This is a genomic window from Pseudomonas sp. NPDC090752 (assembly GCF_055584805.1).
On sequence record NZ_JBVJLI010000001.1, the window covers coordinates 222,401 to 245,330 of the forward strand.

At 62.4% G+C, this 22,930-nt stretch carries 21 protein-coding genes and 1 tRNA gene; 13 read left to right on the top strand and 9 right to left on the bottom strand.

Translation table 11 applies throughout. From position 1 onward, the window contains the following. Positions 1-11: 11 nt before the first annotated feature. The 4 genes from ACZ6YA_RS00870 (at position 12) to ACZ6YA_RS00885 (ending at position 3,731) form a co-directional block, all read left to right on the top strand. Positions 12-488 carry a PaaI family thioesterase gene (locus ACZ6YA_RS00870; RefSeq protein ID WP_465894843.1) on the top strand — a complete coding sequence of 159 codons (477 nt, stop codon included), beginning with the start codon at positions 12-14 and terminating at the stop codon, positions 486-488. Continuing rightward, positions 485-967 (top strand): PaaI family thioesterase, encoded by a 483-nt coding sequence (locus ACZ6YA_RS00875; RefSeq protein WP_465894844.1) that lies wholly within the window; start codon positions 485-487, stop codon positions 965-967. Before ACZ6YA_RS00870 ends, ACZ6YA_RS00875 begins: the two co-directional genes overlap by 4 nt. Positions 968-1,036: 69 nt before the next feature. Next, positions 1,037-2,941 (top strand): molecular chaperone HtpG, encoded by a 1,905-nt coding sequence (htpG, locus tag ACZ6YA_RS00880; RefSeq protein ID WP_465894845.1) that lies wholly within the window; start codon positions 1,037-1,039, stop codon positions 2,939-2,941. A 64-nt stretch (positions 2,942-3,005) separates the two neighbouring features. Further along, positions 3,006-3,731 (top strand): dienelactone hydrolase family protein, encoded by a 726-nt coding sequence (locus ACZ6YA_RS00885; RefSeq protein WP_465894846.1) that lies wholly within the window; start codon positions 3,006-3,008, stop codon positions 3,729-3,731. Between the two features lie 30 nt (positions 3,732-3,761). On the opposite strand, the gene ACZ6YA_RS00890 is transcribed toward ACZ6YA_RS00885, so the two are convergent. Then, on the bottom strand, positions 3,762-4,625 hold the full coding sequence (locus ACZ6YA_RS00890) for a pirin family protein (protein WP_465894847.1): 864 nt from the start codon (positions 4,623-4,625) through the stop codon (positions 3,762-3,764). Between the two features lie 114 nt (positions 4,626-4,739). On the opposite strand from ACZ6YA_RS00890, the gene ACZ6YA_RS00895 reads away from it, so the two are divergent. Next, complete coding sequence (locus ACZ6YA_RS00895; RefSeq protein WP_465894849.1) at positions 4,740-5,744, top strand: amidohydrolase family protein; 1,005 nt, start codon at positions 4,740-4,742, stop codon at positions 5,742-5,744. Between the two features lie 47 nt (positions 5,745-5,791). On the opposite strand, the gene acnB is transcribed toward ACZ6YA_RS00895, so the two are convergent. Next, positions 5,792-8,401, bottom strand: coding sequence for a bifunctional aconitate hydratase 2/2-methylisocitrate dehydratase (acnB, locus tag ACZ6YA_RS00900; RefSeq protein ID WP_465895319.1), 2,610 nt, complete (start codon positions 8,399-8,401; stop codon positions 5,792-5,794). A 405-nt stretch (positions 8,402-8,806) separates the two neighbouring features. On the opposite strand from acnB, the gene ACZ6YA_RS00905 reads away from it, so the two are divergent. After that, entirely contained in the window at positions 8,807-9,286 is a 480-nt protein-coding gene (locus ACZ6YA_RS00905; RefSeq protein ID WP_465894850.1) for a DUF1289 domain-containing protein, read from the top strand. A gap of 111 nt (positions 9,287-9,397) precedes the next feature. Here ACZ6YA_RS00905 and queD read toward each other — a convergent pair whose 3' ends face one another. Together queD and ACZ6YA_RS00915 are read right to left on the bottom strand one after the other, a co-directional pair. Beyond that, positions 9,398-9,754, bottom strand: a complete 357-nt coding sequence (queD, locus tag ACZ6YA_RS00910) for a 6-carboxytetrahydropterin synthase QueD (protein ID WP_119140288.1) — start codon at positions 9,752-9,754, stop codon at positions 9,398-9,400. A gap of 53 nt (positions 9,755-9,807) precedes the next feature. Beyond that, the gene (locus ACZ6YA_RS00915) at positions 9,808-10,887 is read right to left on the bottom strand and encodes a patatin-like phospholipase domain-containing protein (protein WP_465894851.1); all 1,080 of its coding nucleotides are present in this window, start codon (positions 10,885-10,887) and stop codon (positions 9,808-9,810) included. A gap of 153 nt (positions 10,888-11,040) precedes the next feature. Between ACZ6YA_RS00915 and ACZ6YA_RS00920 the strand changes: the two genes are divergently transcribed. From ACZ6YA_RS00920 to ACZ6YA_RS00940, 5 genes are all read left to right on the top strand, one after another. After that, positions 11,041-11,349 carry a PepSY domain-containing protein gene (locus ACZ6YA_RS00920; protein WP_465894852.1) on the top strand — a complete coding sequence of 103 codons (309 nt, stop codon included), beginning with the start codon at positions 11,041-11,043 and terminating at the stop codon, positions 11,347-11,349. Further along, complete coding sequence (locus ACZ6YA_RS00925; RefSeq protein ID WP_465894853.1) at positions 11,349-11,663, top strand: PepSY domain-containing protein; 315 nt, start codon at positions 11,349-11,351, stop codon at positions 11,661-11,663. The genes ACZ6YA_RS00920 and ACZ6YA_RS00925 overlap by 1 nt, the downstream gene beginning before the upstream one ends. Beyond that, a complete protein-coding gene (locus ACZ6YA_RS00930; RefSeq protein WP_465894854.1) occupies positions 11,664-12,332 on the top strand; it encodes a response regulator transcription factor in 669 nt (222 codons plus the stop codon). Then, on the top strand, positions 12,329-13,648 hold the full coding sequence (locus ACZ6YA_RS00935; protein ID WP_465894855.1) for an ATP-binding protein: 1,320 nt from the start codon (positions 12,329-12,331) through the stop codon (positions 13,646-13,648). The genes ACZ6YA_RS00930 and ACZ6YA_RS00935 overlap by 4 nt, the downstream gene beginning before the upstream one ends. 275 nt (positions 13,649-13,923) lie before the next feature. Continuing rightward, positions 13,924-15,081, top strand: a complete 1,158-nt coding sequence (locus ACZ6YA_RS00940) for an HPP family protein (RefSeq protein WP_465894857.1) — start codon at positions 13,924-13,926, stop codon at positions 15,079-15,081. Here ACZ6YA_RS00940 and ACZ6YA_RS00945 read toward each other — a convergent pair. After that, positions 15,055-15,921, bottom strand: coding sequence for a LysR family transcriptional regulator (locus ACZ6YA_RS00945; protein ID WP_465894858.1), 867 nt, complete (start codon positions 15,919-15,921; stop codon positions 15,055-15,057). The two genes, ACZ6YA_RS00940 and ACZ6YA_RS00945, sit on opposite strands and share 27 nt — an antisense overlap. A gap of 181 nt (positions 15,922-16,102) precedes the next feature. On the opposite strand from ACZ6YA_RS00945, the gene ACZ6YA_RS00950 reads away from it, so the two are divergent. Then, positions 16,103-17,992, top strand: coding sequence for a propionyl-CoA synthetase (locus tag ACZ6YA_RS00950; RefSeq protein ID WP_465895321.1), 1,890 nt, complete (start codon positions 16,103-16,105; stop codon positions 17,990-17,992). A 94-nt stretch (positions 17,993-18,086) separates the two neighbouring features. On the opposite strand, the gene zapE is transcribed toward ACZ6YA_RS00950, so the two are convergent. Continuing rightward, entirely contained in the window at positions 18,087-19,172 is a 1,086-nt protein-coding gene (zapE, locus tag ACZ6YA_RS00955; protein ID WP_465894859.1) for a cell division protein ZapE, read from the bottom strand. A gap of 105 nt (positions 19,173-19,277) precedes the next feature. Continuing rightward, positions 19,278-19,520, bottom strand: a complete 243-nt coding sequence (locus ACZ6YA_RS00960; protein ID WP_465894860.1) for a hypothetical protein — start codon at positions 19,518-19,520, stop codon at positions 19,278-19,280. Positions 19,521-19,790: 270 nt separating this feature from the next. Between ACZ6YA_RS00960 and ACZ6YA_RS00965 the strand changes: the two genes are divergently transcribed. Next, positions 19,791-19,865 (top strand) — tRNA-Gln (locus ACZ6YA_RS00965). 188 nt (positions 19,866-20,053) lie between these two features. Here the strand turns inward: ACZ6YA_RS00965 and ACZ6YA_RS00970 are convergent. Continuing rightward, complete coding sequence (locus tag ACZ6YA_RS00970) at positions 20,054-22,441, bottom strand: hybrid sensor histidine kinase/response regulator (protein ID WP_465894861.1); 2,388 nt, start codon at positions 22,439-22,441, stop codon at positions 20,054-20,056. A 14-nt stretch (positions 22,442-22,455) separates the two neighbouring features. Next, positions 22,456-22,917 carry a response regulator gene (locus ACZ6YA_RS00975; protein ID WP_465894862.1) on the bottom strand — a complete coding sequence of 154 codons (462 nt, stop codon included), beginning with the start codon at positions 22,915-22,917 and terminating at the stop codon, positions 22,456-22,458. Between the last annotated feature and the right edge of the window lie 13 nt (positions 22,918-22,930).

Genomic DNA, 22,930 nt, shown 5'->3' on the forward strand with positions numbered 1-22,930 from the left:
GGCATGCACCAATGACCGATTCAAATTTGCAGGCGATGGCTGAACGTTTCCTGTCGGCGTTAAAACATTGCCAAGTGTTACAGATGCAAGTTGCCCGCGCAGACGGCGATGGCATCACCCTTTTGATGCCTTGGTCGCCCGCCATTGTCGGCAACCCGCAGACCGGTGCAGTGCATGGTGGTGCGCTCACTACGCTGATGGATACCACCTGCGGCATGGCCACGCTGTGCGTGCTGCCGAGCTTTGAGGTGTGTCCCACCTTGGACTTGCGCATCGACTACATGCACCCGGCAGAGGCTGGCAAGGCCATCTACGGCCATGCCCAGTGCTACCGGGTCACCCGGGACGTGATCTTTACCCGCGGCACGGCCTATCAGGACGACCCTGGCGAGCCAATCTGCCAAGTGGTGGGTACGTTCATGCGTCTGGGGTCGGAAATCAAAGGCGGCATTCGTTTCGGCAAAAGCCTGAAGGAGGGTGGCGCATGATTGCGCAAGATGTCCGTAAACAGCTCAATGCGGCCCACGCCGTGGGTGACTATCAGCCCCTGTTGGCGCTGATCCCCTATGCCGGCCTGATCGGCATCGCCTGCGAGCGCCAGGGTGATGACTTGCTGTTCCGTCTTCCGGCCAACACAGACAACATTGGCAACCCGTTGCTGCCGGCCATTCACGGCGGCGTGATTGCAGGCTTCATGGAGCTCTCTGCGGCTTTGTACCTGCTCATTTACAGTGAAAGCGCCAGCATCCCGAAAATCATCGACTTCTCCATCGACTACCTGCGCGCCGGGCATGTTCGCGATACCTACGCGCAGTGCCAACTCTGGCGCCAGGGCCGACGGGTGACCAATGTTGCGATCACTGCCTGGCAGGGCGATCGAGATACGCCGATCGCCACGGCACGCGCGCATTTCAAGATCGAACCGGAAAAGCCCTTGAAATCGTCCGGGCAGCCCCCATCTGCATGACATCCGCCTTAACGCAGGCCAAACCGGCCGCCAGGCGTCCCTTGCCATCAGATCGGAGTTTTGAAGACCATGAGTGTGGAAACACAAAAGGAAACCCTGGGCTTCCAGACCGAGGTGAAGCAACTGCTGCACCTCATGATTCATTCGCTGTACTCGAACAAGGAAATCTTCCTTCGCGAACTGATTTCCAACGCCTCCGACGCCGCCGACAAGCTGCGTTTCGAAGCGTTGGGCAAGTCGGAGCTGCTTGAGGGTGACGCTGATCTGCGAATCCAGCTGAGCTTCGACAAGGACGCCGGTACCCTCACGCTCGACGACAACGGCATTGGCATGAGCCGCGAAGACGTGATTACCCACCTGGGCACCATCGCCAAGTCCGGCACCGCCGACTTCATGAAGAACCTCACCGGTGATCAGAAGAAGGACTCGCACCTGATCGGCCAGTTCGGCGTGGGCTTCTATTCGGCCTTCATCGTTGCCGACAAGGTCGACGTGTTCAGCCGTCGTGCGGGCCAGCCGGCCTCCGAGGGCGTGCACTGGTCGTCGAAAGGCGAGGGTGAATTCGAAGTCGCCACCGTCGACAAGCCAGAGCGCGGCACCCGGATCGTCCTGCACCTGAAAAAGGACGAGCAGGAGTTCGCCGATGGTTGGCGCCTGCGTAACCTGGTCAAGAAATACTCCGACCACATTGCCCTGCCAATCCAGCTACCGAAGGAGCAAGCTGCCGCCGAAGGCGAACAGCAGCCGGCCCTGGAGTGGGAAGTGGTCAACCGTGCCAGCGCCCTCTGGACCCGTCCGCGCACCGAGATCAAGGACGAGGAATACCAGGAGTTCTACAAGCACATCGGTCATGACTTCGAAAACCCGCTGGCCTGGAGCCACAACAAGGTCGAAGGCAAGCTCGAATACAACTCGCTGCTATACGTGCCGGCCCGTGCACCCTTCGACTTGTACCAGCGCGAAGCGCCGCGTGGCCTGAAGTTGTACGTGCAGCGTGTGTTCATCATGGACCAGGCCGAGTCGTTCCTGCCGCTGTACCTGCGTTTCATCAAAGGTGTGGTGGACTCCAACGACCTGTCTCTGAACGTTTCCCGTGAGATCCTGCAGAAAGATCCGATCATCGACTCGATGAAGACTGCGCTGACCAAGCGCGTGCTGGACATGCTGGAGAAGCTGGCGAAGAACGAGCCCGAACAGTACAAGGGCTTCTGGAAAAACTTCGGCCAAGTGCTGAAGGAAGGTCCGGCCGAAGACTTCGCCAACAAGGAAAAAATCGCCGGCCTGCTGCGCTTCGCTTCCACCCATGACGAAAGCGGCGAGCAGAGTGTTGCCCTGGCGGATTACCTGGCCCGTGCCAAAGAAGGCCAGGACAAGATCTACTACCTCAGCGGCGAGTCGTACGCCCAGGTCAAGAACAGCCCGCACCTGGAGGTCTTCCGCAAGAAAGGCATCGAAGTGCTGCTGCTGACCGACCGCATCGACGAGTGGCTGATGAGCTACCTCAACGAGTTCGATGGCAAGGCTTTCGTCGATGTCGCCCGTGGCGACCTGGACCTGGGCAAGCTGGACTCCGAAGAAGACAAGAAGGCCCAGGAAGAAGTCGCCAAGGACAAGGAAGGCCTGGTCGAGCGCCTGAAAGGCGCACTGGGTGACAGCGTCGCCGAAGTGCGCGTGTCGCACCGCCTGACCGACTCGCCGGCGATTCTTGCCATCGGCGAGCAGGACCTGGGCCTGCAGATGCGTCAGATCCTCGAAGCCAGCGGGCAAAAGGTGCCGGATTCCAAGCCGATCTTCGAATTCAACCCGACCCACCCACTGATCGAGAAGCTCGACAACGAGCAGAGCGAAGACCGCTTCGCCGAGCTGTCGCACATCCTCTTCGATCAGGCGGCCCTGGCGGCCGGTGACAGCCTGAAGGACCCGGCGGCGTACGTTCGTCGTCTGAACAAGCTGTTGGTCGAGCTGTCTGCTTGAGTTGATACACAGGAAAGCCCGCTTCGGCGGGCTTTTTTCATGGTGAAGGCAAAAGGAGTGCTTGATGAGCAAGGTAATCGTCGAATCGTTGGTCTATCACCTGTCTGGCAAAACCTACGAAAGCCGCCTGGTGTATGAGCCCGGTGCGCTTGGGCGCCCGGGCCTGGTGATGGCGCCGAACTGGATGGGTATCGGCGAAGGCGCCGAGCGCATTGCCAAGGAAGTGGCCGAAAAGGGTTACGTGGTGCTGATCGCCGACCTGTATGGGCAATCAGTGCGCCCATCAAACGCCGACGAGGCGGGGGCGGCGATGATGCCGTTGAAGAATGACCGCGCCGAGCTGCGCAAGCGCATGCAGGAAGCTTTGGCGCAGTTGCTGGGCCAATCCAAGGCACTGCTGGAGCCGGGCAAGGTGGCAACCTTCGGCTTCTGCTTCGGTGGGTGCTGCGCCCTTGAGTTGGCGCGTACTGGCGCTGACCTGAGGGCTGCCGTATCGTTCCACGGCACGCTGGATACGCCGAATCCAGAGGATGCCAAGCGTATCAAGGGGTCGGTATTGGTGCTGCATGGGGCGTCCGACCCACTGGTGCCGAAAGAGCAGCTGCCGGCGTTCGAGGACGAGATGAACGCGGCCAAGGTCGATTGGCAGTTGCTGAGCTATGGCGGCGCGGTGCACTCGTTCACCGACCCGAATGCCAATGTGCCGGGCAAGATGCAGTATGACCGCCGGACTTCCGAGCGGGCGTTCCGCGCGATGCACAATCTGCTCAGCGAAGTGTTCCAGCGCTGAAGGTGCATGGGGGCCGCAAGGCGGCCCCCATCAGCGGGGTAACTCGATACGCGACGTTTCACCCGGCACCGTCGGCCAATCGCCGGCCGCCCATTTGGCCCTGGCCTGCTCGATCAACTCAGGGTCGCTTGCCACGAAATTCCAGTTCATCCGCCGCGGCCCATCCAAAGGCGAACCCCCGATCAGTGCCAGCTGGCATTCACCTTCCGCATAAAGAGTGACTTCTTCGCCCTCTGGCAGCACTACCAAGCTGCACGGCTCAACTTCCTGGTCGTTCAGCATCAGCTCGCCTTCGAGCACATACAGCGCCCTCTGCGCATGCTCACCAGGCACAAGCAGTGTGGTCGCCGGCTGCATTCGCACATACGCGTAAAGGGTGGGGGAGAGCACCGGCACGGGTGACTCCAGGCAAAAACCGCTGCCGGCAATCATGCAGATGCGTACCCCCAGGCTCTCGCTGACCGGCAGGCTGGCTGCGGGATGATGGCTGTAGCTGGGCTCGCATAGCTCGTGCGCTCGCGGCGATGCCAGCCATACCTGCAGCCCGTGCAGGCGTGAACCCTGGGCCAGCGCATCCGCAGGCGTACGCTCGACATGCGCCACGCCCTTGCCAGCGGTCATCCAGCTGACATCCCCTGGCAGCACGCGCTGGTTCGAGCCCAGGCTATCCTTGTGCACGATCGCCCCTTCGAACAGATAGGTCAGGGTCGAGAGCCCGATATGCGGATGTTGGCGGATGTCCATGCCATGGCCTGGGACATAGTCGGTCTCCAGCATATGGTCGAAAAACACGAAGGGCCCGACGCTGCGGCACTGGGCCGACGGCAGCGGGCGCAGGATCGGCTGGCCCTCGACCGATTCGGCGCGCGGGCGGATGATCAGGGGGCTGCTCATGCGGGGCTCCAGGCGGGTGCAGGTGCGCCCAGCATAACGGTTTGCCTGGCAATGCTGAACCGTCGTCTCAGCTACCGGGTCTACTCTGCTCAAGCCCGGAGAAGGAAGCTGCCCATGATTGCCAGAGCGCTGGCCTGCCTGATGTTATGTGGAGGATTGTGCCAAGCGGCGCAGGCGCGTGATTACCGCTACAGTGACGCCCACCTGCACTATCTGGACTTCTTCCAGGAGACCGAGGGCATGCCTGCCCTGATCAACGCCATGGATCAAGCAGGGGTTGAGCACTCGATGATCTCCGGCATTCCGGTGGCCAAGAAATGGCATGAAGACGAGCCCAAGCGTCCGCGCTATTACGCGGGTGATGACGCCGATGCCTACTGGTACAGCGCCACCGATACCTACGTTGCGGCTGCGCTGCAGAAACTGCCTGAAGCACAGCGCAAGCGCTTTCATCCTTTTCTGACCGGTTTCAACCCAGTGGACAAGAACGCCGTCAGCCATATCGAGCGCATGCTCGACCTCTACCCTGGGCTGTGGCAAGGCATTGGCGAGGTATTTACCCGCCACGACGACCTGACGGCGCTCACCAGTGGTGACACGCCGCGCGCCAACAACGAAGCCATGACGCGCATCTATCATCTGGCCGCCGAGCGCGACATGCCGGTGCTGTTGCATTCCAACATCACCTCTAAACGTGAGCGCAATCCGCTGTACCTGGCCGAGATCGAAGAACCGCTGCGCAATCATCCGCATACCCGGTTCATCTGGGCGCATGCGGGCACGAGCATGGAGATTCACCGGCACCAGACGCAGATGGACTTTCTGCTGCCGGTGCTGACGCGGTTGCTGGAGGGCTACCCGAACTTGTATGTGGACTTGTCCTGGAGTGTGCTCCACCCCTATCTACTGGATGACAAGGGTGTGCCGCGCAGGGAATGGCTGGCGTTGGTCGAGCGTTACCCGGAGCGGTTCATGCTCGGCTCTGATGTCGTAGGGAAATTTGGCAGTGTTGGTGAGCAGATGCACGGATTCAAGCCGTTCCTTGATGCCCTGCCGGAAGGGGTGGCCATTCGGGTGGCGCGGGATAACTTTCTGGCGGTGTTACCCAAAACGCAATAAAAAAACCCGGCATTTCTGCCGGGTTTTTTCTTACAGCTTACTGTTGATCAAGCCTGAACAACCGGGATCTTGGCGTTGGCCGCCGCTTCGCGGAACTCGGCGATCTGGTCGAAGCTCAGGTAGCGGTAAACGTCGGCAGCCATGCTGTCGATGTCTTTGGCGTACTGCATGTACTCTTCGACAGTCGGCAGTTTACCGATGATCGAAGCGACAGCTGCCAGCTCGGCCGAGGCCAGGTAAACGTTGGTCGCGTCGCCCAGGCGGTTCGGGAAGTTACGGGTCGAGGTGGAGACCACGGTCGAACCGGTCTGCACACGTGCCTGGTTACCCATGCACAGCGAGCAGCCTGGCATTTCCATACGCGCACCGGCCTTGCCGTAGATGCCGTAGTAGCCTTCTTCGGTCAGCTGGTGGGCGTCCATCTTGGTTGGCGGGGCCAGCCACAGACGGGTCGGAATACCGCCCTTGACCTTCTCCAGCAGCTTGCCGGCAGCGCGGAAGTGGCCAATGTTGGTCATGCACGAACCGATGAACACTTCGTCGATCTTCTCGCCCTGCACCGAAGACAGCAGGCGGGCATCGTCCGGGTCGTTCGGCGCGCAAAGCACAGGCTCTTTCACGTCGGCCAGGTCGATTTCGATGATTTCGGCGTATTCGGCATCGGCGTCGGCCGACAGCAGCTCAGGGTTGGCCAGCCAGGCTTCCATGGCCTGGGCGCGACGCTCCAGGGTGCGTGGGTCGCCGTAGCCTTCGCCGATCATCCAGCGCAGCAGGGTGATGTTGGACTGCAGGTACTCGGCGATGGCCTTTTCCGGCAGCTTGATGGTGCAGCCGGCAGCGGAACGTTCGGCCGAGGCGTCGGACAGTTCGAACGCTTGCTCGACGGTCAGTTCGTCCAGGCCTTCGATTTCCAGGATGCGGCCGGAGAAGGCGTTTTTCTTGCCCTTCTTCTCGACGGTCAGCAGGCCCTTCTGGATGGCGTAGTAAGGGATGGCATGCACCAGGTCACGCAGGGTGATGCCCGGTTGCAGTTTGCCCTTGAAGCGCACCAGGATCGACTCGGGCATGTCCAGCGGCATGACGCCGGTGGCGGCGGCGAAGGCCACCAGGCCGGAACCGGCCGGGAACGAAATGCCGATCGGGAAGCGGGTGTGGGAGTCGCCACCGGTGCCGACGGTGTCCGGCATCAGCATGCGGTTCAGCCAGCTGTGGATGATGCCGTCGCCTGGGCGCAGCGACACGCCGCCACGGGTGCGGATGAAGTCTGGCAGGGTGTGATGGGTGGTGACGTCGATCGGCTTTGGATAAGCAGCGGTGTGGCAGAACGACTGCATGACCAGGTCGGCGGAGAAGCCCAGGCACGCCAGGTCTTTCAACTCGTCACGGGTCATCGGGCCGGTGGTGTCCTGGGAGCCGACGGTGGTCATCTTCGGTTCGCAGTAGGCACCTGGACGCACGCCCTGGCCTTCCGGCAGGCCGCAAGCACGGCCGACCATTTTCTGCGCCAGGGTGAAGCCCTTGTCGGACTCGGCAGGCTGCTCAGGTTTCTTGAACAGGTCGACTGCACCCAAGCCTAGCTCGGCGCGGGCCTTGTCAGTCAGGCCGCGGCCTACGATCAGCGGGATACGGCCGCCAGCACGAACTTCGTCGAGCAGGACGGGCGTCTTCAGTTCGAAGGTGGTGACCAGCTCGTCGCTTTCGTGACGGCGCACTTCACCTTTGAACGGGTAGACGTCGATGACGTCGCCCATGCCCAGGTTGGTGCAGTCGAATTCGATCGGCAGGGCGCCGGCGTCTTCCATGGTGTTGTAGAAGATCGGGGCGATCTTGGTACCGAAGCAGAAGCCACCGGCGCGTTTGTTCGGCACGTACGGGATGTCGTCGCCGAAGAACCACAGCACCGAGTTGGTGGCGGATTTACGCGACGAACCGGTGCCGACCACGTCACCGACGTAGGCAACCGGGAAGCCTTTGGCGCGGACTGCTTCGATCTGCTTCAGCGGGCCGACCGAACCGGGTTGCTCAGGCTCGATGCCGTCACGGGCCATTTTCAGCATGGCCAGGGCGTGCAGCGGGATGTCAGGGCGCGACCAGGCGTCCGGGGCAGGGGACAGGTCGTCGGTGTTGGTTTCGCCAGGCACCTTGAACACGGTCAGGGTGTACTTGTCGGCGATGGCCGGGCGCGAGGTGAACCACTCGCCGGCAGCCCAGGACTCCAGCACGGCCTTGGCGTGGGCATTGCCCGCCTTGGCTTTTTCGGCCACGTCGTGGAAAGCGTCGAACATCAGCAGGGTGTGCTTGAGTTTTTCGGCCGCGACGGCGCCCAGTTCGGCGTCATCCAGCAGCGCGACCAGCGTTTCGATGTTGTAGCCGCCCTGCATGGTGCCCAGCAGTTCGGTGGCGTGCTTGCGATCGAGCAGCGGGGACTGGGCTTCGCCCTTGGCCACGGCGGAGAGGAAAGCGGCCTTGACGTAGGCAGCTTCGTCGACGCCTGGCGGAACGCGGTTGGTGATCAAGTCTACGAGGAAGGCTTCTTCGCCGGCCGGCGGGTTTTTCAGCAGCTCGACCAGGCCTGCAGTTTGTTCGGCGTTCAGCGGCTGGGGCACGATACCCAGGGCGGCACGCTCTTCGATGTGTTTGCGGTAGGCTTCAAGCACAGTTATTACCCTCATCAGTGGTCCCTAAAGGGAGTCCGGGACGCTCATCCAGCATTCTTCGCACCCATGCGCAATCACGGCTTCTTGGGCCGCCCAGCCAGGGTCGCAGAGAATCCTTACAGAAGCTGCTTTCAAAGTTTTACGCCTGCAGAACGGGGAGCTGATGAGGGCTGGCGCGGGCATGCGAGGGTGCATGGCCCGGGCCAACGCCGTTCTACCGGATGAACTGTGCTCGTGACGCTTTGAAAACAGCTTCCAACGGACATTGTTGCCTTGAAAAGGCGGAGTGATTCTACGGCAAATTGTCGCGGAAGGTAAGGCGGCGAACATGACTTTAACGGGTGACCCTGGTTAGACAAAGGGCTAACATGGGCCTGTGTTCCTCCGCCAAGCCGTTGTTTTTTCATGTCCAACCAGTCCATCAAGACCCCTTGCGTCGGCCTCTGTTCCACGGTGTACGGAGACACGGTATGCCGTGGTTGCAAGCGTTTCCATCATGAAGTGATCAACTGGAATGGCTATGACGAGGCGCAGAAACGCGCCGTATGGCTGAGGCTGGAGCAGCTGTTGGCGCAGGTGATGATGGCCAAGTTGGAAGTGTTCGACAAAAGTTTGCTGCGCCAGCAACTGCAGCAGCGTTCGATTCGCTTTGTCGAGCAACAGTCGGAATATTGCTGGGCGTATCAGCTGATTGCCCGCGGGGCGCGGATGATTCGCGATCTGGAGGCCTACGGGATGGCCTTGCTGCCGGAGTTTCGTGACTGGGAACTGCCGCAACTGCGCGATGCCATCGACCGCGAGTTCTTTTTGCTGTCCGAGGCGCATTACCAGCGCTATATCGCCCCGAGCTTTCTGCGTGATGCCCTGGAGAACGGGCCGGTTTGAGTTTTGTAGCGAAAGTTCCGGCCTCTTCGCGGGCAAGCCCGCTCCCACAGGGATTGTGGGGATCTCAGTGGGAGCGGGCTTGCCCGCGAAGAGGCCACTGAGGCTGGCGAATCAGTCCCCGGTATATTCGCAACCGCTGGTGCAGGTCTCATGAATCCGTACCTTGGACAGCTCCGGCAGCAACGGCTTGACCTGTTCCCAGATCCACTTGGCGATCACTTCGCTGGTCGGGTTCTCCAGGCCAGGGATGTCGTTCAGGTAGTTGTGGTCCAGCTGCTCGTAAAGCGGCTTGAAGATCGCCTTGATCTCCGAGAAGTCACGAATCCAGCCGGTGTGGGGGTCAAGCGGGCCGGTGAGGTGCAGGGCGACCTTGAACGAGTGGCCATGCAGGCGGCCGCACTTGTGCCCCTCAGGGACGTGAGGCAGGCGGTGGGCCGATTCGAACGTAAATTCCTTGAAGATTTCCACGCTGTCAGAACTCTGTGTGTATCAATGATGCGCGCAGTCTACCAGCATGGCCGCTACAAGGCTTGCAACTGATCCTGCAGCCGCCCGGTGGCGATCAGCTCCAGCAGCTCGTCGCCCAGACGCTGGCTTTCGGCGATGGCTTTGTACCAGTAGCGCTTGCGGCTTGGGGCATCGCCCATGAAGCGCTTGAAGTCGCCGCGGTCGGGCAACTTGCCGAAGGGCAGGGCGGCCAGGTATTGCGGCGATGGCGTCAGCAGCAGCACGTTCTGCAGGCGCGTGGCATCGCCCCGGCGCCAGGGCAGGGTCTTGTCGAACCAGCCGGGCACCACTTTGTCAGTGAAGTGTGGGTAGAGCACCAAGTCGTCGCCGCGGTACGGTAAATCCAGGTGGTAGTCCAGCAGGCCGCCGTCACGGTAGGTGCCGCTGCCGACGCCAGGGATGTCGCGCACGCCTTCCATCACCATCGGAATCGAACCCGACGCCAGCAGGGCGGGGCGCAGGTTGCCGAGATCCAGCGGCAGGCAGCGCGAAGGGAAGTCGGTGAGCGCATCAAGCGGCGGCGCGGTGCGTTGATCATGCAGGATGATGCGTTCGAAATGCCGGGCCAGGCGCGCACGGCCCAGCAGGTTGCTGGCGATCACCGAACCCAGCCCCATGCCCAGTCGGCCGCGATGGTCGTGAGCCAATTGGCCATGGCTCTTGACCACCAGAATGTTCAAGCGGTAATCGGGGTTGGCGAGAATCTGCCCATCGCGGCCCTGCAGCAGGTCATCGAGCATGCGCTGGCAACTGCGGCTGATCTCGCGCGGCGTGACGCCCTTGGCGAAATCCTGCTCGGTATACAGCTCGCCCAGGCGCCGAATGCCCTCGACCGGGTTGTCGAGGCAAGCACTGGCGAAGCGCCAGGAACCGATCGAGGCGCCGATCAGGGCGCGCTGGCGGGGTGCAGAAGGCAGCCACTCGCCAAACAGCGCCAGATCCAGACCCTGGATGCCCAAAGGCTTCGGCCCGCCAGCGGCACCCGGCACCACACCCACATCGGCGGCCTGCAGGCCGCGTTCGCGGATGTGTTGCAGGGCTCGCTGGCCGGCCTTGAAGGTCAAGGCGGGGAATTTGATGTGAATGGCGCTCATGGCGGACCTCGGCGGCGGCAAGCGGGTCAGTATAAGGCCTGAAGGCGATAACCGGCTGCGCTATCATGACGCCAGCTGTTTTCAGGTTGAGTTAAGGACCGGTGGTTAATCTTAACCCCGTAGACACATTACACATCTCGATGGAGAGACCCCATGAAGACTTTGACTGCCCTGTTCACCGCCGCTGCCCTGGCTTTTGGTGCCAACGTTGCCCTGGCCAAAGACGTCCAGCCTGACGAAGTGGTCAAGCTGGTCAACGCCAAGACCATCAAGTCGCTGGATGAGCTTAAAGCCACCGCAGTGGCCAAGCACCCAGGCGCCACCGTCACCGATTCCGAGCTGGAAGACGAGTACGGTCGCTACATCTACAAGGTCGAATTGCGCGACCAGCAGAACGTCGAATGGGACGTCGATCTGGACGCCAAGACCGGTGAAGTACTCAAGGACGCACGGGACAACTGATGATCCACGTACCTCGGCCGGCGCGTTACCTGGCGCTCTCGCTGCTGGCCGTCTGTTCCCTGGCCGTTGCCCGCGACCTGGACCAGGATGAAGCCCTCAAGCTGCGCCAGGAGGGCATCATCCTGCCGCTCGAGCAACTGCTGGAGACCGCCCTGGGGCGTTACCCCGGGGCGCGTCTGCTGGAGGCCGAGCTGGAAGAAGACGATGACCGCTACGAATATGAAGTCGAGCTGCTGACAAGTGCAGGCGTGGTGCGCGAGATCAAGCTCGACGCCAGCACCGGTGCCCTGCTCAAAGACGAGGAAGACGACTGAATGCGCCTGTTGCTTGTCGAGGACAATGTACCGCTGGCTGACGAACTGATTGCCGGCCTACAGCGCCAGGGTTACGCCGTGGACTGGCTGGCCGATGGCCGTGATGCGGTGTACCAGGGCCAGAGCGAACCCTATGACCTGATCATCCTCGACCTCGGCCTGCCGGGGTTGCCGGGGCTTGAGGTGTTGGCGCAGTGGCGTGCCGGTGGCCTGGCCACGCCGGTATTGATCCTCACCGCGCGCGGCTCCTGGGCCGAGCGCATCGAGGGACTCAAGGCCGGTGCCGATGATTACCTCAGTAAGCCCTTCCACCCGGAAGAGTTGCAACTGCGCATCCAGGCACTGTTGCGTCGGGCACGGGGCCTGGCCAATCAGCCCACGCTAGAAGCGGCCGGCCTGCACCTGGATGAAAGCCGACAGTGCGTAAGCCGCGAGGGGGTGGACATTCAGCTGACAGCCGCCGAGTTTCGCCTGTTGCGCTATTTCATGCTGCACCCGCAGCAGATCCTGTCCAAGAGCCACCTGGCCGAGCACCTGTACGATGGTGAAACCGAGCGCGATTCCAACGTGCTGGAAGTGCACGTCAACCATTTGCGCCGCAAGCTGGGCCGCAGCGTGATCGAGACCCGCCGCGGGCAAGGCTATATCTACGCCGGGAGCACCGAGTGAAGTCGATCCAGGCACGCCTGAGCCTGGGGTTGGTAGCCGTGTTGGTGGTGGTCGGTGTGTTGCTCGCGCAGCTCACTTTGTGGCTGTTCGAGGCCGGCCTGCAGCGCTACCTGGAAAACGGCTTGCGCAAGGAAAGCGAAAACCTGCTGGTGGCACTGGTGCGTGGGCCGTCTGGCTTGCAGCTGGACGAGCGGCGCATTTCCGCCGCGTATCAACGACCTTTCTCCGGCTACTACTTCCGCATCGATTTCGACCAGGGGACTTGGCGTTCTCGCTCGTTGTGGGACTTGGACATGCCGAAACCATCGGCGCCCGGGCTTTCCGACAGTCACGAGCTGGGCCCGGAAGGTCAGCAGTTGCTGGCGCTGCGAGCCGACTATCGGCGTTTGGGGCAGGACATCTCGATCAGTGTGGCCCAGGACTACTCGCCGGTACGCGAGGGCTTCCGGCGCCTGCAGCAAATTGGCCTGGGCATGGGGCTGGTGGCTTTGATCCTGGTGCTGGTGCTGCAGCGCATCACCGTCACCCGCTCGCTGCGCCCGCTGGAGCGCGCGCGCCGGCAGATCGCCCAGCTGCAGCAGGGCCAGCGCTCGCAGCTGGATGCCGAAGTGCCCAGCGAACTGGTGCCGCTGGTGGGTCAGATCAACCATTTGCTCAGCCATACCGAAGACAGTCTGCGCCGTTCGCGCAATGCCCTGGGTAACCTCGGCCACGCGCTGAAGACGCCGCTGGCGGTGCTGCTCAGCCTGGCCTCCAGCGAGCGCCTGAAAGACCTGCCCGAGGTCCAGGCGCAATTGCGTGAACAGTTGGAGCAGATCCAGCAACGCCTGGCCCGCGAGCTGAACCGCGCCCGCCTGGCCGGCGATGCGCTGCCTGGCGCGCAATTCGACTGTGACGCTGAGTTGCCAGGATTACTGGCCACCTTGGGCATGATTCACGGGGAAGGCTTGCTATTGGAGCGCGATGTGCCGCCGGGGCTGTTGCTGCCCTGGGACCGTGAAGATGTGCTGGAGCTGCTCGGCAACCTGCTGGACAACGCCTGCAAGTGGGCGGACAGCGAGGTGCGGCTGGGGATCGCGCCGTCTTCCGAGGGCTATCGCCTGATGGTCGATGACGACGGCCCCGGCATCCCTGAAGGCCAGCGTCTGCAGGTACTGGAGCGGGGCTCGCGGCTCGATGAGCAAGTCGATGGGCATGGTCTGGGGCTGGGCATCGTGCGCGATATCGTCGATGCCTGGGGCGGGCGCTTGGCATTGCTCGAAAGCCCCCTGGGCGGCTTGCGGGTGAGCATCGAACTGCCGCGCAAGGGCCGCTGAGGCGATTCCCGTAGGAGCGGATTTATCCGCGATCACCGGCGCAGCCGGTGCCACCCACTGCGTCGTTCGCTTCGCGGCTAAAGCCGCTCCCACTGCAAAAAAATTGCAGTACAGCCGCATTTTTTTGAATTGGCCCAAGCCCGCCGCCTACCGGCACAATCCCCCTCACGAAACCCTGCGGTTTCCATCTCTCCACGGACGGAGCCCCCTAAGGGCCCAGGCCAAGCCGGCTGGGCTTTCTTTTTAACTAAAAAAACATAACCACGATTACTTAAATGTCTGCCTTGCGTTCCGAAAGTCGTCTGCAGCGGCTGTTGCCGGCGCCGCTGAATATTCCGCCCAAACAATGGCTGCGTGCCGCTATCGGCGCGCTGCTAGCCCTGTTTCTCGCAGGCTGGTTGACCAGTCTGGCGTACGGCCCCGGTATTGCGTTGCACCTGCTGGGCCCGCTGGCGGCGTCAGCGGTGCTGGTGTTCGCCGTGCACTCTGGGCCGCTGGCGCAGCCGTGGCCGGTGCTGGGCAGCTATGCCCTGGCAGGCGCGGTGGGCCTGGCCATGCGCGAGGGTTTCGGCCCTGAGCTGTGGGTCGCGGCTGCGGCGTTGGGCATTTCGATCCTGGTGATGTGCCTGTTGCGCTGCCTGCACCCACCGGGTGGCGGTGTGGCGGTGAGCGCGGTGCTGGCCGATTCGGGGCTGACGGCGCTGGGTGACCACCTGCTCGAACCGGTGCTGCTCAACGCGTTGATCCTGGTGGCGGTAGCGGTGGTGTACAACCGCCTGACCGGTGTGCGCTACCCCAAGGGCGCTGCTCCCCGTAAAGACCAGCACCACACCCAGGATCCTTTGCCTGGCGAGCGGGTCGGGGTCAGTGGTGCGGACCTGGACCAGGCCTTGGAAGAGCTGGGTGAGTTCGTCGACGTCACCCGCGACGAGCTGGAGCGCATCATCCTGGCCACCGAGCAGCACGCTCTGAAACGCAGCCTCGGGGGCATCACTGCCGCCTCGGTAATGTCCCGTGATGTGCAGTTCGCCTCGCCAGATACCACCCTGGAGCAAGCCTGGACAATGCTCGACAGCCATCACCTGAAAACCTTGCCGGTATTGCAGCGGGGCAAACTGGTGGGCATCGTCAGCCTCAGCGACCTGGTCGGCCCGGCCATGCAGCGTGGCCAGTTCAGCTGGCGTGGCCTGTTCGGTCGCAAGGCGGTGCGCATGGAACAAGTGATGAGTCGGCGGGTGATCAGTGTCGGCAGCCAGCACCCGCTTGAGCGACTGCTGCCGCTGTTGTGCGAGCAGGGCCTGCATTGCTTGCCGGTGCTCGACGGTGATCAGCTGGTTGGGGTGATCACCCAGACCGACCTCATCGCCGGCCTCAAGCGCCAGTTGCTCAGCGCCGCCGGCAGCGCTTCAGATCAGCGGGTCCCAGCGTTGTGACCAGTCGCTGGCGCCGGCGGCTACCAGCCGGCGCAGCACCGCGAAGGCCTGTTGCAGGGCCTCGCTGTCCCGCTTGCGCGGGTATACCAGAAAGGTCGGGTAGGTGAATTCCGGCGCCTGCGTCACCCGCTCGAACACGCCGTTGTCCAGGTACGCCTGGACCACACGGGTACGGAAATAGCCGCTGCCGCCCTGTTCGAGAATGAACTGCAAGGCCAGCGGCCCGAGATTGAAACTGAGTGCCGGACGCGCGCAATCGGGCAGGGCGGCGTCGTGCTGGCGGCGGAAGGCCTCGCCCCAGTCGATGTAGATGTACGGTTCGGGCCGATCGATCCGGCGAATGCGGATCAACTTCTCTTCCATCAACTGCTCCACCTGCAGGCCCGGGCCGTAGGTCGGCTGATAGACCAGCGCGGCGTCGAGCAGGCCCATTTCCACCTTGCGCAGCAACGATTCACCGTCGCTGACTTCGCTGCGGATGGCGTGAGTGGGCAATTCACGGTGCAGGGCGCTGACCCAGTCGAGCAGTATCGGGTTGCCCAGGCTGACCTCGGCGCCCACGTGCAGCACCTGCTGGCAGCCCTCAGGCAACGGCAGGTCGCGGCGCGCCGCTTCCCAGGTCTGTACCAGCTGGTTGGCATAACTGACGAAGGCCTCGCCGTCGCTGGTGAGGCTGGCGCCGTTGCGGCTGCGCACGAACAGCTGGCAGCCCAGTTGTTGTTCGAGGCGCTGCACACGGGCAGTGATCGCCGTTTGCGAGACGAACAGGCGCTCGGCGGCGGCGACCAGACTGCCGCTGCGCACGATTTCCAGAAAGGTTCGGGCCTGATCGATATCCATGGGCTGCTCAATGGTAGGAAAGGGCGCCTATTCTAGAGCCTTTGCACCGTTATGGGGCGCTATTGGCGTTCGCTGCAAATGTGCATATGGGTTGTGACTTTAGTCCCATGGCGGGCCCGGCGTGACGGTCCATACTCAAGATTCGCCCTTCAATAACAACAAGTACCGGGTTGCCCTCGACATGACTTACCAGCATAGCTACGCCCATTCCATTGCCGACCCTGCCGCCTTCTGGGCCGAACAGGCCGATCACCTGGCCTGGTACCGCAAACCGACGCTGACCTTGCAGGAAAACGCCGACGGCACCCATCAATGGTTCGCCGACGGGCGCTTGAACAGCTGCTACCTGGCCCTGGATCGGCAGATCGAACTGGGCCGTGGCGAGCAGACGGCATTGCTTTACGACTCGCCCGTGACCGGTGTGCAGCAGGCGTTCACCTACAACCAACTGCGTGACGAAGTGGCGCGCCTGGCAGGCCTGCTGCGCCAGTTGGGGGTGGGCAAAGGGGATGGTGTGATCATCTACATGCCCATGGTGCCCCAGGCGGCCATGGCCATGCTCGCCTGTGCGCGGATCGGCGCGGTGCATTCGGTGGTGTTCGGCGGTTTTGCCGCCAACGAATTGGCATTGCGGATCGACGATGCACGGCCGACGCTGCTGCTGACGGCCTCCTGCGGCTTGGAGTTCGACCGGGTGATCGAGTACAAGCCGCTGGTAGACCGCGCCCTGCAGCTGGCACGTCATCAGCCGCGTCATGTCCTGGTACTGCAGCGGCCTCAGGCCCGAGCGCAGATGCAGGCCGGCCGTGACCTGGACTGGCAGGAGGCACTGACGCATGCCGAGCCGGCGCCGCCGGTGGAGCTGAATGCCGCCGATCCGCTGTACATCATGTACACCTCCGGCACTACCGGCAAACCCAAGGGCATCGTCCGTGAAAACGGCGGCAACGCGGTCGCGCTTTGTTATGCGATGCGCCACATCTATGGCATGCAGGCCGGGGATGTGTGGTGGGGCATTTCCGATGTCGGCTGGGTGGTCGGCCATTCGCTGATCGTCTACGGGCCGCTGCTGAGCGGCTGCACCACAGTGTTCTATGAAGGCAAGCCGATCCGTACGCCGGATGCCTCGGCCTATTGGCGCGTGGTCGAACAGTACAAGGTCAATGCGTTGTTCTGCGCGCCGACCGCCATGCGGGCGATTCGCAAGGAAGACCCGGACGGCGAGCTGATCGGCAAGCATGACCTGAGTTCGCTGCGCCAGCTGTTCCTGGCCGGCGAGAAGCTCGACTCCAGCACCCATGAATGGCTGGAGCGGGTCAGCGGCAAGCCGGTGCACGACCATTGGTGGCAGACTGAGACCGGCTGGCCGGTGACCGCGCCTTGCGTAGGCCTACCGGGCAGTGCGGCGCGACCAGGGTCGAGCAATCGCGCAGTGCCGGGCTATCACGTGCGCGTGCTGGATGACGACGGGCATTTGCTCGGCCCGAACCATCAGGGTGCAATTGTCATCGCCCTGCCGTTGCCGCCCGGTTGCAGCCAGACTTTGTGGGGTGACCATGAACGCTACCTGCAGGCCTACCTGCGGACCTATCCGGGCTATTACCACACCGGCGACGGTGGCTATCTGGACGACGAGGGTTTCGTCTACATCATGGGCCGCACCGACGATGTGATAAACGTCTCTGGCCATCGTCTGTCCACGGGCGAGATGGAAGACCTGGTGGCGCGCCATCCGGCGGTGGCCGAGTGCGCGGTGATCGGCGTGCATGACGAGATCAAAGGTCAGGTGCCGCTGGCGTTGGTGGTGCTCAAGGATGGCGAGGGCATCGGTGAGTCGCAGTTGCTGGTCGAACTGGTGGGCAGTGTGCGCGAGGAGATCGGTGCGCTGGCGTGTTTCAACCGGGTGAGATTGGTCAAGCGGTTGCCCAAGACCCGCTCGGGGAAGATTTTGCGGGCGGTGCTGCGCAAGATTGCCGACGGGCAGGATTATGTGCCGCCGTCGACCCTGGATGATCCGGCGGTGCTGGGCGAGATCGAGGCGGTGCTGGCGGATTTGGCCAGGGCTGGCTGAACTGGCCTCTTCGCGGGGGCAGTCCAGGTACTCCACTGGTTTTGAATGCAGTGGTGTACCTGTGGGAGCGGGCTTGCCCCGCGAAGAGGCCAGTTCAGTCAACGACAGCGTCGGGCTCTACCTGATGCAATTGGCCCAACCGGCTGCGAGTTCGCATCAGGTCGGCAATTGCCCCACCCAGGCTTTCTTCCAGCGGCCTGCGCCCGATAACCGTCACCTGTCGATCCTGGTCATAAAGTACATCCACCAGGTTGACGAAGCGCTGCTGCGCTGCCAAAGAGCATTCCGAAAGGTCATCCAGCCCATCGATCACCCAGGCGTCATACTGCTGGGCAAGCTGCAGATAATCGATCACCGCCGTGGGTTGCTCGCACAGGTCATCGAAGGAGAACATCACCTGTTTGTCACTGATGCCCAACGCCCGCAGCTTGCGTTTGTTCACTTCCAGGGTAACCGGTTGCGCCGCGGGCACATTCAAGGCCTGGCGCTGCACCGCATTGCCCGGCCACACATAGTGCCCCTGGGTAAAGCGCTGGTGCTCACGGTTGGCCGGCAAGCTGCGAAAGTCGGTGTCACCGCCTACCTCAAGTACATCCATTCGGCCGTTGATCAGGCGGATCACCGGCAAGAAACGCTCATGGTACAGCGGGTTGGGCAGCAGCCCTTCGGGCGCGTAATTGGAGGTCACCAAGACGAAGATGCCACGCTCGAACAACGCCGTGAACAGGCGGGTGAGCAGCATGGCATCGCCAATGTCATGCACATGAAATTCGTCGAAGCACAGCACCTGGCAGTCGCCCAGCAATTCGTCCAGGGTCGCGCCCAGCGCATCGTCCAGCAACCGATGACGGTGCATCCCCTGGTGGAGGCGGGCGAAAAAGTCATGAAAGTGCAGGCGCCGCTTGGCCTCGACCGCTATCGCCTGGAAGAATCCGTCGAGCAGCCAGCTTTTGCCGCGGCCTACTGAGCCATGAAGGTACAGGCTGCGTGATTCGCCATTCGGCAGCCGCGCCAGCTGTTCCGCCATGCTGCGGATGACCCGGTACTGGCCCTCGCTGAGCTGATAGCCACGGCTGCGCGCCTTCTCTTCGAACCAGGTGATCAACTCGCAGGTATTGGATGATGCAGCACGCCTGCGCTGGCCGAGCTGACGCAGTGGGGTAGGGATCCAGGCTGACAAATGCGAAGCTCCATGGGCGAAAAAAGGGCAGGGTGCAGCTTGCCCCAGTCCGGCCATTATGACCAACGCAAAAACTGCTGCGCATGGATCGGCTGACGCGATAGTTCAGCCTTTGCGTTCCAATTGACGCTCAATCATGTATTTGACAGTCAGCCTGCGCTCCTTGAGTTGGCGCAGATCGTCATCCTGGAAATTGCCCGCCGAGATCGATTCGGCAGCCAACACCTGGTTGTCGATGTCGATGTATTCGTCGAGCAGGCGGTCCAGGGTCTTGTCTTGCTGGCGGCGCTGCTGGATGATTTCGCGGGGGTAGTGCAGGTCCTGGTACAGGTCATGGGAAACGGGCATGGCATCCTCCTTGGTCAATGCAGATCGCTTATCTGATTGGAAGGGAGGAATGCGATTGTGTTAAAGCGAAGCGGCGGAAATACGACGGGTGGTTGCCTAGGTTTGCATCGCGAGGCCCTGAAAACACTAACTTGCTGTTTTAAAGCATTTTTTTTGCTGGAGGGGGTTCCCAGGTCGAAAGAATGTTGTTAAAGTGCCGCGCATTCCAAGACAACAACCCAGTTGTCAGTCAGTTGGAATGGTCAGAGCAGCTAACGCTGCATCCGATACAGGGGCGTCGCCAAGCGGTAAGGCAGCAGGTTTTGATCCTGCCATGCGTTGGTTCGAATCCAGCCGCCCCTGCCATTTTTAAAACATCATTTTTTTTGAATTCAGTGCAGTTTCAATCGGCGCTGGGTTTTGTCGTTTCTGTCGTTTGCGTCGGCCCCTTCGCGGGCAAACCCGCTCCCACAGGTACAGCGACGGCCTTGAGTGCTGCGCTATCGCTGTGGGAGCGGGCTTGCCCGCGAAAGGGTCGGCGTATTCACTGAAATCTATCTGGCCACCCGCAACAGCTCATCCAACACCCGCGCCAGCTCTTCAGCCTGCACCGGCTTCTGCATCACCAGGCTGTCCGGCAACTCCAGCCCCTGCAACTCCGCATACCCGGTGAGAAACACCACCGGCAACCGCGGATGCCGCTCGCGCGCCGCCAGCGCCAACTGCGCGCCATTGAACTCAGGCATGGCAAAGTCGGTGAGCAACAAGTCGATGCCGTCGTCCAGCAGGGCCAACGCCTGTTCGCCATTGTGTGCCTGGCGCACCTGGTAGCCATATTGGCGCAGCACATCACCGAGCATGTCACGTACCAAGTGGTCATCATCGACCAACAGCACCGTGCGGTCGCGACCACTTTCGCTGATCGACTGGGAGGCCACCGGGGCAATCGGCTCGGCCACCATCTCGTGTTTCACCGCTGGCAGGTACACGGCCACTTGAGTGCCATGGCCTGGCTGGGTGTCGATGCGTACTCCCCCGCCAGATTGCTTGGCAAAACCGAATACCTGCGCCAGGCCCAGGCCAGAGCCTTTGCCGATGTCTTTGGTGGTGAAGAACGGTTCGAATACCTTGGCCACCACCTCTTCGCTCATGCCGCAGCCGGTGTCGCGGATACTCAGCATCACGTACTCGCCGGGTTCGGGGTCTTCCGGGCGTTGGGGGTGGGCCTTGATCCGCGTATTGCGAGTCGTGAGCGTCAGCTGGCCGCCTTCGGGCATGGCGTCGCGGGCGTTGATCGCCAGGTTGAGGATGATCATTTCGGTCTGGGTAGGGTCGGTCAGCGCTTGCCACAGGCTCTGGTCCAAGTCCAGGCGCACTGAAATGCTACCGCCCAAGGTCCGACGCAGCAGTTCCTCCAGGCCGGTGAGGGTGCGATTCATGTTCAGCGGCACCGGTTCCAAGCGCTGGCGACGAGAGAACGCCAACAATTGTGAGGTCAGCTTGGCGCCGCGCTCGCCCGCTTCGCGAATATGCGTCAAGCGCGTGCGAGCCTTGTCCAGGTCGCCCTTGCCCAGATCGCGCTCCAGAAAGCTTGCCCCTGTAAGGATGACCGTGAGCAGGTTGTTGAAGTCGTGGGCGACGCCGGCCGTCAGCTGGCCGACCGCTTCCAGCCGCTGCATTTGTTGAAGCGCCGCCTCGATGCGCTCGCGCTCGGTGATTTGCTCGCGCAAGCGGTCGTTGGCTTCGGCCAGGCCCAGGGAGGCTTCGCGTTCGCTGGTGATGTCGCGCGCCACCACGTAAAGCAGCGTGTCTTCCGGCACCACCACCCAGGACAGCCAGCGCAACTGGCCGCCGGCATGCTGAATGCGGCCGACGAAGCGGGCACTGGTGCGGCCATGGGCGAGGGCGGCCAGCTCGGTCAGCAGCGACTCCTGATCGGGCTCGGGCAGCAAGTGCAACAGCGAGGTCTGGCTCAGGCGTTCGCGGGAGAAGCCCAGGCTGGCCTCCCAGGCCGGGTTCAAGGCAACCGGGGTGAGGTCTTTGTTGAGTACCGCGAGCAAGTCTTGGGACAGCTCCCAGGCACGGTCGCGCTCGCGGGTGCGACGCTCGACCCGTTCGCCAAGCATCTCGTTGAGCTGCTTGAGCGCCTGGGTGGCCAGGCGTTGCGCGTGGATATCCTGCAATACACCGGAAAACCGCGTGCACTGGCCATCGACGAACTGGCACTGACCGCTGCTGAGCAACCAATGTGGCTCACGGCCATTGGGCTGGGCAATACGGAATTCGACCCGGTACAGGCCGTCGCTGTCCGGTCGCATGGCGAACTCTACGGCGTCACGCACCCGTTGCAGGTCGTCTGGGTAGATGCCGGCATAGAACACCTCGAGGGTCATCTCGGTGTCGACAGGCAGGCCGAACAAGGTCTTGCAGCGGTCGTCCCAGACCAGCCGCCCTTCATGCGGGCGAAAGTCCCAGGTGCCCATGCCGGCCGCATCGATGGCGATGCGTGCACGCGCCTCGACATCCGCCAGCGCCTCCTCGGCGCGCCGCCTACGCTGGCGCTCCTGTACCTCGGTGAGCGCGCGGCGAACTGCCTTGGGTAATAGCGGCAGGTTTTTCTTCAGCACATAGTCGGTGGCACCCAGGCGGATCATCTCCACCGCGTGTTCTTCACCGTAGACGCCCGACAGGAAGATGAACGGTGTGTCCGGCGTCTCGCGCTGAGCGATGGCCAGCACATCGGTGCCGGAGGAGCCGGGCAGTACGCAGTCGCAGAGGATCAGGTCATAGCGGTCCTCACGCAGGGCATGCTCGGCAGCGATATGATCGAACACCAGCCGCGACTGCACGTGCAACCCGCTGCGCTCCAGGTTCAGCAACGTCAGCTCGGCATCCAGCGAGCTGTCTTCGACTATCAATAATTTGAGCGGCGTTGGCTGCATCTTCGCGGCGGGCCTCAGTTGCTGCCACGCCGGTTCAGGCGCAGTGAGCCGGGTGGGGGTTCGTTGAGCACCGCCCAGAATATCCCAAGATCGGAGATCGCCGCGACGAACTCCTTGAATTCCACGGGTTTGACCACGTAGGCGTTGACTCCCAGTTCATAGGCACGCAGCAGGTCGGGCTCCTCGCGTGAGGAGGTCAGCATCACCGTTGGGATGCTGCGCAGCTCGGGCGTGGCGCGCACCTCCTTGAGTACTTCAAGGCCGTCGACTTTGGGCAGTTTCAGGTCAAGCAGCAACACCGCTGGGTTGCCGTCGTCGCGTTCGGCGTAGGCGTTGCGACGCAGCAGGTAGTCGAGTGCATCGGCGCCGTCGCGCAATACGATGACTTCGTTGGCCAACTGGCTGCGTTCCAGGGCCAGGAGCGTCAGCTCCAGGTCCCGGGGGTTGTCTTCGACCAGCAGGATAGGTTTGAGCATGATGGTTCGGGTG

What these genes read in the sequence shown, in the direction of transcription:
- ACZ6YA_RS00945 (WP_465894858.1), bottom strand. Translation starts at nt 15,921, where the DNA reads ATGGATATCGATCAGGCCCGAACCTTTCTGGAAATCGTGCGCAGCGGC.
- ACZ6YA_RS00950 (WP_465895321.1), top strand. Translation starts at nt 16,103, where the DNA reads ATGACTTACCAGCATAGCTACGCCCATTCCATTGCCGACCCTGCCGCC.
- ACZ6YA_RS00920 (WP_465894852.1), top strand. Translation starts at nt 11,041, where the DNA reads ATGAAGACTTTGACTGCCCTGTTCACCGCCGCTGCCCTGGCTTTTGGT.
- ACZ6YA_RS00940 (WP_465894857.1), top strand. Translation starts at nt 13,924, where the DNA reads ATGTCTGCCTTGCGTTCCGAAAGTCGTCTGCAGCGGCTGTTGCCGGCG.
- ACZ6YA_RS00975 (WP_465894862.1), bottom strand. Translation starts at nt 22,917, where the DNA reads ATGCTCAAACCTATCCTGCTGGTCGAAGACAACCCCCGGGACCTGGAG.
- ACZ6YA_RS00875 (WP_465894844.1), top strand. Translation starts at nt 485, where the DNA reads ATGATTGCGCAAGATGTCCGTAAACAGCTCAATGCGGCCCACGCCGTG.
- ACZ6YA_RS00960 (WP_465894860.1), bottom strand. Translation starts at nt 19,520, where the DNA reads ATGCCCGTTTCCCATGACCTGTACCAGGACCTGCACTACCCCCGCGAA.
- ACZ6YA_RS00930 (WP_465894854.1), top strand. Translation starts at nt 11,664, where the DNA reads ATGCGCCTGTTGCTTGTCGAGGACAATGTACCGCTGGCTGACGAACTG.
- htpG (WP_465894845.1), top strand. Translation starts at nt 1,037, where the DNA reads ATGAGTGTGGAAACACAAAAGGAAACCCTGGGCTTCCAGACCGAGGTG.
- ACZ6YA_RS00890 (WP_465894847.1), bottom strand. Translation starts at nt 4,625, where the DNA reads ATGAGCAGCCCCCTGATCATCCGCCCGCGCGCCGAATCGGTCGAGGGC.
- ACZ6YA_RS00905 (WP_465894850.1), top strand. Translation starts at nt 8,807, where the DNA reads ATGTCCAACCAGTCCATCAAGACCCCTTGCGTCGGCCTCTGTTCCACG.
- ACZ6YA_RS00925 (WP_465894853.1), top strand. Translation starts at nt 11,349, where the DNA reads ATGATCCACGTACCTCGGCCGGCGCGTTACCTGGCGCTCTCGCTGCTG.
- ACZ6YA_RS00915 (WP_465894851.1), bottom strand. Translation starts at nt 10,887, where the DNA reads ATGAGCGCCATTCACATCAAATTCCCCGCCTTGACCTTCAAGGCCGGC.
- ACZ6YA_RS00895 (WP_465894849.1), top strand. Translation starts at nt 4,740, where the DNA reads ATGATTGCCAGAGCGCTGGCCTGCCTGATGTTATGTGGAGGATTGTGC.
- ACZ6YA_RS00870 (WP_465894843.1), top strand. Translation starts at nt 12, where the DNA reads ATGACCGATTCAAATTTGCAGGCGATGGCTGAACGTTTCCTGTCGGCG.
- ACZ6YA_RS00970 (WP_465894861.1), bottom strand. Translation starts at nt 22,441, where the DNA reads ATGCAGCCAACGCCGCTCAAATTATTGATAGTCGAAGACAGCTCGCTG.
- ACZ6YA_RS00885 (WP_465894846.1), top strand. Translation starts at nt 3,006, where the DNA reads ATGAGCAAGGTAATCGTCGAATCGTTGGTCTATCACCTGTCTGGCAAA.